Annotated in this window: 5 protein-coding genes; 3 read left to right on the plus strand and 2 right to left on the minus strand. The window is 71.8% G+C overall.

Annotated features, from left to right (window positions below; genetic code table 11):
- The first annotated feature begins 13 nt into the window (after positions 1 to 13).
- Entirely contained in the window at positions 14 to 823 is an 810-nt protein-coding gene (locus tag FNH08_RS43885) for an HpcH/HpaI aldolase family protein (RefSeq protein WP_152777095.1), read from the plus strand.
- Entirely contained in the window at positions 820 to 2,124 is a 1,305-nt protein-coding gene (locus tag FNH08_RS43895; RefSeq protein ID WP_228034741.1) for a sialidase family protein, read from the plus strand. Before FNH08_RS43885 ends, FNH08_RS43895 begins: the two co-directional genes overlap by 4 nt.
- Here the strand turns inward: FNH08_RS43895 and FNH08_RS43900 are convergent.
- Positions 2,105 to 3,367 carry a serine hydrolase domain-containing protein gene (locus FNH08_RS43900; RefSeq protein ID WP_152777096.1) on the minus strand — a complete coding sequence of 421 codons (1,263 nt, stop codon included), beginning with the start codon at positions 3,365 to 3,367 and terminating at the stop codon, positions 2,105 to 2,107. The genes FNH08_RS43895 and FNH08_RS43900 overlap by 20 nt on opposite strands.
- A 239-nt stretch (positions 3,368 to 3,606) precedes the next feature.
- Here FNH08_RS43900 and FNH08_RS43905 point away from each other — a divergent pair, with 239 nt between their 5' ends.
- On the plus strand, positions 3,607 to 4,269 hold the full coding sequence (locus tag FNH08_RS43905; protein ID WP_152777097.1) for a M15 family metallopeptidase: 663 nt from the start codon (positions 3,607 to 3,609) through the stop codon (positions 4,267 to 4,269).
- Positions 4,270 to 4,273: 4 nt separating this feature from the next.
- On the opposite strand, the gene FNH08_RS43910 is transcribed toward FNH08_RS43905, so the two are convergent.
- A partial coding sequence (locus FNH08_RS43910) for a CAP domain-containing protein (protein WP_152777098.1) occupies positions 4,274 to 5,260 on the minus strand: 987 nt, incomplete at its 5' end.

Below are 5,260 nucleotides of genomic sequence, written 5' to 3' on the forward strand. Positions count from 1 at the left end.
GAGCCAGCCCTTCATGAACGCCGTCCCCGGCACTCCCGCCCCGGGCACCCCCGCCGCCTTCGCGGCCCTCCTGCGCGCCCGCGAACCGCTCGTCGGCTACTGGTCCGTCCTCGACTCCCCGGTCTCCACCGAACGCATCGCCCGCCTCGGCTACGACTACGTCGCCCTCGACGCCCAGCACGGCCTCCTCGAGTACGCGGGTGTGCTGGCCTCACTGACCGCGATCGACACCAAGGGCTCCACCGCCGTCGGCCTGGTCCGGGTCGAGGCGAACGACCCCATGCCGATCGGCAAGGCCCTCGACGCGGGCGCCGCCGGAGTGATCGTCCCACTGATCGACAACGCCCGGGACGCCGCCGACGCGGTGGCCGCCGTGCGCTACCCCCCGCTGGGCCGTCGTTCGTACGGGCCGATGCGCTCGGGCCTGCGTATCGGCCCCAACCCGGCCGACGCCCACCGGGAGACCGTCGTCCTCGCGATGATCGAGACGGCAGAAGGGCTCGCCAACGTCGAGGAGATCTGCGCCACCGACGGCCTCGACGGCGTCTACGTCGGCCCCTCCGACCTGCGCATCGCGATCGGCGGGGCGACGTCCACGGACCCCGCGGTCGCCGCCGAGTTCGAGGCCGCACTGGTGACGGTGCGGACGGCGGCGGCCGCGGCCGGCATCGCCGCGGGCATCCACAACGGGGACGGCGCGGCCGCGGCCAAGCGACTCACCGAGGGCTTCACCTTCGCCACGGTCGCCTGCGACCTGGTCCATCTGGAACAGGTGGCGGCCAGCCACCTGACGGCGGCGCGCGCCGAGGGAGACACCCGATGACGGGCATGGAGATGGACACGGAGATGGACACGGAGAAGGACAGGGCGAAGGACGGGGAGAAGAGCACGGAGAAGGGGACGGCGACGGGCATGGAGAAGGGCACGGAGACTGAGGCGCAGGCGGATGCGCCCGTGGCCGTCATCGCCGACGGAGTCCTCCGCCCCCACCCCGGCCAACCCGGCCGCGCCGAAGCCCACCTCGCCGCGCCCGTCGTGCAGAACCACGCCGCCAACCTCACCGTGCTGCCCGGCGGCGATCTCGGGTGCGTGTGGTTCGCGGGGACCCTGGAGGGGGTCTCCGACATCTCGGTGTGGGTCTCGCGGCTCGCCGCGGGCGCCGACCGGTGGACCGACCCGGTCCGGCTCTCCGAGGACCCGACCCGCTCCGAACAGAACCCGCTCCTCTTCCCCGCCCCCTCCGGCGACCTGTGGCTCCTGCACACCGCCCAACTCGGCGGCCGACAGGAGACCGCCGAGGTACGGCTGCGTGTCAGCGCGGACGGGGGAGCCACCTGGGGACCTTCGCGCACCCTGTTCGAGGGAGGCGTGTTCGTCCGCCAACCGGTCGTCCAACTCCCGGAAACGGGCCGGATGTTGCTGCCGATCTTCCGCTGCGTCGCACCACCCGACGCCCCCTGGACGGGTGACCGCGACACCAGCGCGGTGATGATCAGCGACGACGGAGGACACACCTGGAGCGAACGCCCGGTGCCCTGCTCCACCGGACTCGTCCACATGAACATCCGCCCCCTGTCCGACGGTTCACTCCTCGCCCTGTTCCGCAGCCGCCGCGCCGACGCCGTGCACCGCAGTGTGTCGTACGACGGAGGAGAGACCTGGAGCGAGCCCGAACCGCTCGCCGTGCCGAACAACAACTCCTCGATCCAGTACACCGTCCTCGCCGACGGTCGCCTCGCCCTCACGTACAACCACAGCAGCGCGGCGGACGCCGTGGCGCGCAGGGTGTCGCTGTACGACGACATCGAGGACGAGGGAGCCGACGAGCAGGCGGTGGCCGAGCCGTCCAGCGACGCCTTCTGGGGCGCCCCCCGCGCCCCGCTCAGCCTCGCCGTCTCCTCCGACGGTGGCCTTACCTGGCCCCGGCGCCACGACCTGGAGACCGGCGACGGCCACTGCCTCACCAACAACTCCCGCGACGGGCTGAACCGTGAGCTGTCGTACCCGTCGATCACCCAGAGCCCGGACGGCACCCTGCACATCGCCTACACACACCACCGCCGCACCATCCGGTACGTCCGGCTGGCCCCCGAATGGACGGACCTCAACCTGACGAGCGACTGAGACGCCGTGCCGGGGCCGCTTTGGCGGTGGCCCCGGACTTTCCACAGAACGCCGACTCCAGCGTGCGCGCCATGGTGTTCAGCACCGTGCCGTTGTTGGACGTGTTGGCGAGCGCCGTGACACTGCGCTTGCCGTCCTTGGAGGTGAAGGCGTACGTGTAGTAGCCCTGCACGGTGCCGGTGTGCCCGTACACGGACACCCCGCACGACAGATCGCGGCGGCGCAGTCCGAGCCCGTACCCCTGCGAGCTGTTGACCGTCGTCCACCCCTGCATCTGCGTCAACCGGGCGGCCGACATGAGCTTCCCGTCCATCAGCGCCGAGAAGAAGGTGTTCACGTCACGGGCGCTGGAGACGATCGCGCCCGCGCTCTGCGCCCAGGACAGGGTCTGCGTGGTCGAGTCGACGAGCGGCGCACCGGTCTCGTCGGGCTTGAGGTAGCCCTTCGTGTGCTGACCGGGGATCGCGGTCTCGGGGTGGACGTAGAAGGTGTCGGTGAGGTGGAGCGGGTTGATGACGCGGTCCTCGTACTCGGTGCCCACAGGGCGGCCGGTGGCCCGCTCGATGAGCATGCCTGCCACGACGAAGTTGGTGTTCGAGTACGCGTACGCGGCCCCGGGCGTGTTGGTGAGCGGCTTCTTCAGCGACAGGGCGATCAGCTCCCGGTAGCCGAACACCTTGGTGCGCACCGCCTCGAAGCCGGGGACCGTCTTCGCGAACATGTCGTTCGTGTAGTCGTACAGCCCGCTGCGGTGGCTGAGGACGTGCCGTACGGTGATCCGGTTGTCCGGCAGCAGACCCGGCAGGTAGGTGTTCACCGAGGTGTCGAGGTCGATCCGGCCCTCGTCGACCAGTTGCAGCAGGACGACGGCTGAGAAGGTCTTGGTGACGCTGCCGATGCGGAAGCGGTCGGCCGCGCTGATGGCCCGACCGGTGGACTTGTCGGCGACACCTTCCGCGACCTCGTGCACCGTGCCGCTGTCGTCGATCCGCGCCATCGCGCCGGGCGCCCCCTGCGTCAGCGCCGTACGGAGCACCTCCCGCAACCCCGCGGTGTCGGGCGCGGCCAACCCCTCGCCGACGGGCAACCCGTCCGCGACGGGCGCCGTGACGGCCCGGGTGGTGGTTCGGCCCGCCGCGACGGCATCGTAAGCGTCGGTGGCGTGGGCGGGGACCGCCAGGAGGGACAAGGCGACCGCGCCCAGCGCCGCCACCGCGCCCGTACCCACCGTTCGTGAATCCATCTGCTGGTTCTCCCATTTCCCTGTCCGCTGAGCGGAACGCCCGCACAGCGCGCCGCCGCTCGTCGGGGCGTCGGCACCATCTCTACGCGCGGGATGATCAGTCGGGTTGCATGGGACACGGGTGAATTGGCGGAGAAGGAGGCGCACGTGGGAGCGCTCCACCACCCCGCCCCGACGCCTTCCGGACAGGATCGGCGGAACGAGCATCGCCGGACGGGTCCTGGGCGAGGATCACAGGCATGACGAACGAGATCGTGCTGATGTCGGACCCCAGGGTCGCGGCGATTCCCGTGGCCGACTGCGGAGAACCACTCGTCGACCTCCGGCTCCAGGAGTCCCTGGTCGTCGACATGCGGAAGGAGGATCCGGCGGGCGCGTTCGCGTATCTGCGGGAGCAGGTACTGGCGCGTCTCCTCAAAGCGCAGGACGTGCTTCCGGACGGCATACGGCTGCTCTTCGTCGAGGGATACCGCCCGCCCGCACTCCAGCGCCACTACTTCGAGAGCTATGCCGACGAACTGCGCGCCGCCAACCCGGACTGGTCCCCGGCTCGGGTGCACGCCGCCGCGAGCCGCTATGTGTCACCGCCGGAGATCGCCCCGCACAGCGCCGGCGCCGCCGTCGACCTCACCCTCGTCTCCGCCGACGGGCGGGAACTCGACATGGGCACCCGCGTGAACGCCAGCCCGGAAGAGAGCGACGGAGCCTGTTACATGGACGCCGCCAACGTCGGCCAGGAGGCCCGCGCCAACCGGCGCGTCCTCAGTGACGCACTCACCGCCACGGGTCTCGTCAACTACCCCACGGAGTGGTGGCACTGGTCCTACGGTGACCGCTACTGGGCCCTCGCCACCGGAGCCGCGGGCGCGCTGTACGGACCGCGGGAACTCGACCAGGTGTGAGCCGTCAGCCGCCGAACAACTGCGTCCAGTACGTGCCCGCCGAGCCGCCTCCGGCGAAGCCGATGCCTATGTGGGTGAAGTCCGGCTTGAGGATGTTGGCCCGGTGGCCCGGGCTGTCCATCCAGCCGCGGACGACCTCGGCGGGGGAGCGCTGCCCGCAGGCGATGTTCTCGCCGATCATGCGCCGGGTGGAACCCGCGGCGGCGGCCCGGTGCCAGGGCTCGCTGCCGTCGGGGGAGGTGTGTGAGTAGAAGGCGCGCGCCACCATGTCGTCGCTGTGCGCCTGGGCGGCGTCGGTGAGGAGCGGGTCGCCGGCCAGCGGCGCCAGCCTCGCCGACGCCCGCTCGGCGTTGGTGAGCGCGACGACCTCGGCCGCCGTCCGCGTCAGGCAGTCCGGAGTGAAGGGCCGCGCCCACACGGCCGTCCAGTACACATCGCCCGAGCGCCCGTCGGAGACGTACGCCAAACCGGCGTCGGTGAACGCCGGTTCGCACAGTGTGCCACGGGTCCGCTCGTCGGCCAGGCAGTACTCCACGAACTCGGTCGGTGTGCGCGGGCCGGACACCAGGTGCTCGCCGACCGTGAGGTAGGCGTAGCCGCTCGCCGTGATCCGCTGGAACACGGACCGCCCGTCCGCACCCTCGGAGGCGAGCCGCCCCCGCGCCGCCATCCCCGCCGCATGCTCCCGGGCCGCCGCCACGAGCCGCGCGTCGAGCACCACAGCGGGTGAACCGGCCCTCGCCCGCGCGGAGTTCACCAGGGGCAGGAAGCCGTCGGGGTCGGGGGCACTCCCGAGCGAAGGCTGACCGTTCGGCCCCGCGGCGGGGCTCGCCGGCACGGTAGGGACGCCGGGGCCCGCTGTCGCGGTCGGCGGCGTACGGCCACGGCCCGACGAGGACGACAAGCCGGGCATCCGCAAACCACCCCCACGACCGCTCCCGCTCCCCGGCAACCGGAGGCCACCACCCCGCCCGGCCCCGGCCCTCGGCAG

Source organism: Streptomyces spongiae, from assembly GCF_009377185.1.
In the GTDB taxonomy this organism is placed as follows: Bacteria; Actinomycetota; Actinomycetes; order Streptomycetales; family Streptomycetaceae; genus Streptomyces; species Streptomyces spongiae.

Coding starts and splice junctions, on each gene's coding strand:
- FNH08_RS43900 (WP_152777096.1), bottom strand. CDS start 3,367: ATGGATTCACGAACGGTGGGTACGGGCGCGGTGGCGGCGCTGGGCGCG.
- FNH08_RS43905 (WP_152777097.1), top strand. CDS start 3,607: ATGACGAACGAGATCGTGCTGATGTCGGACCCCAGGGTCGCGGCGATT.
- FNH08_RS43885 (WP_152777095.1), top strand. CDS start 14: ATGAACGCCGTCCCCGGCACTCCCGCCCCGGGCACCCCCGCCGCCTTC.
- FNH08_RS43895 (WP_228034741.1), top strand. CDS start 820: ATGACGGGCATGGAGATGGACACGGAGATGGACACGGAGAAGGACAGG.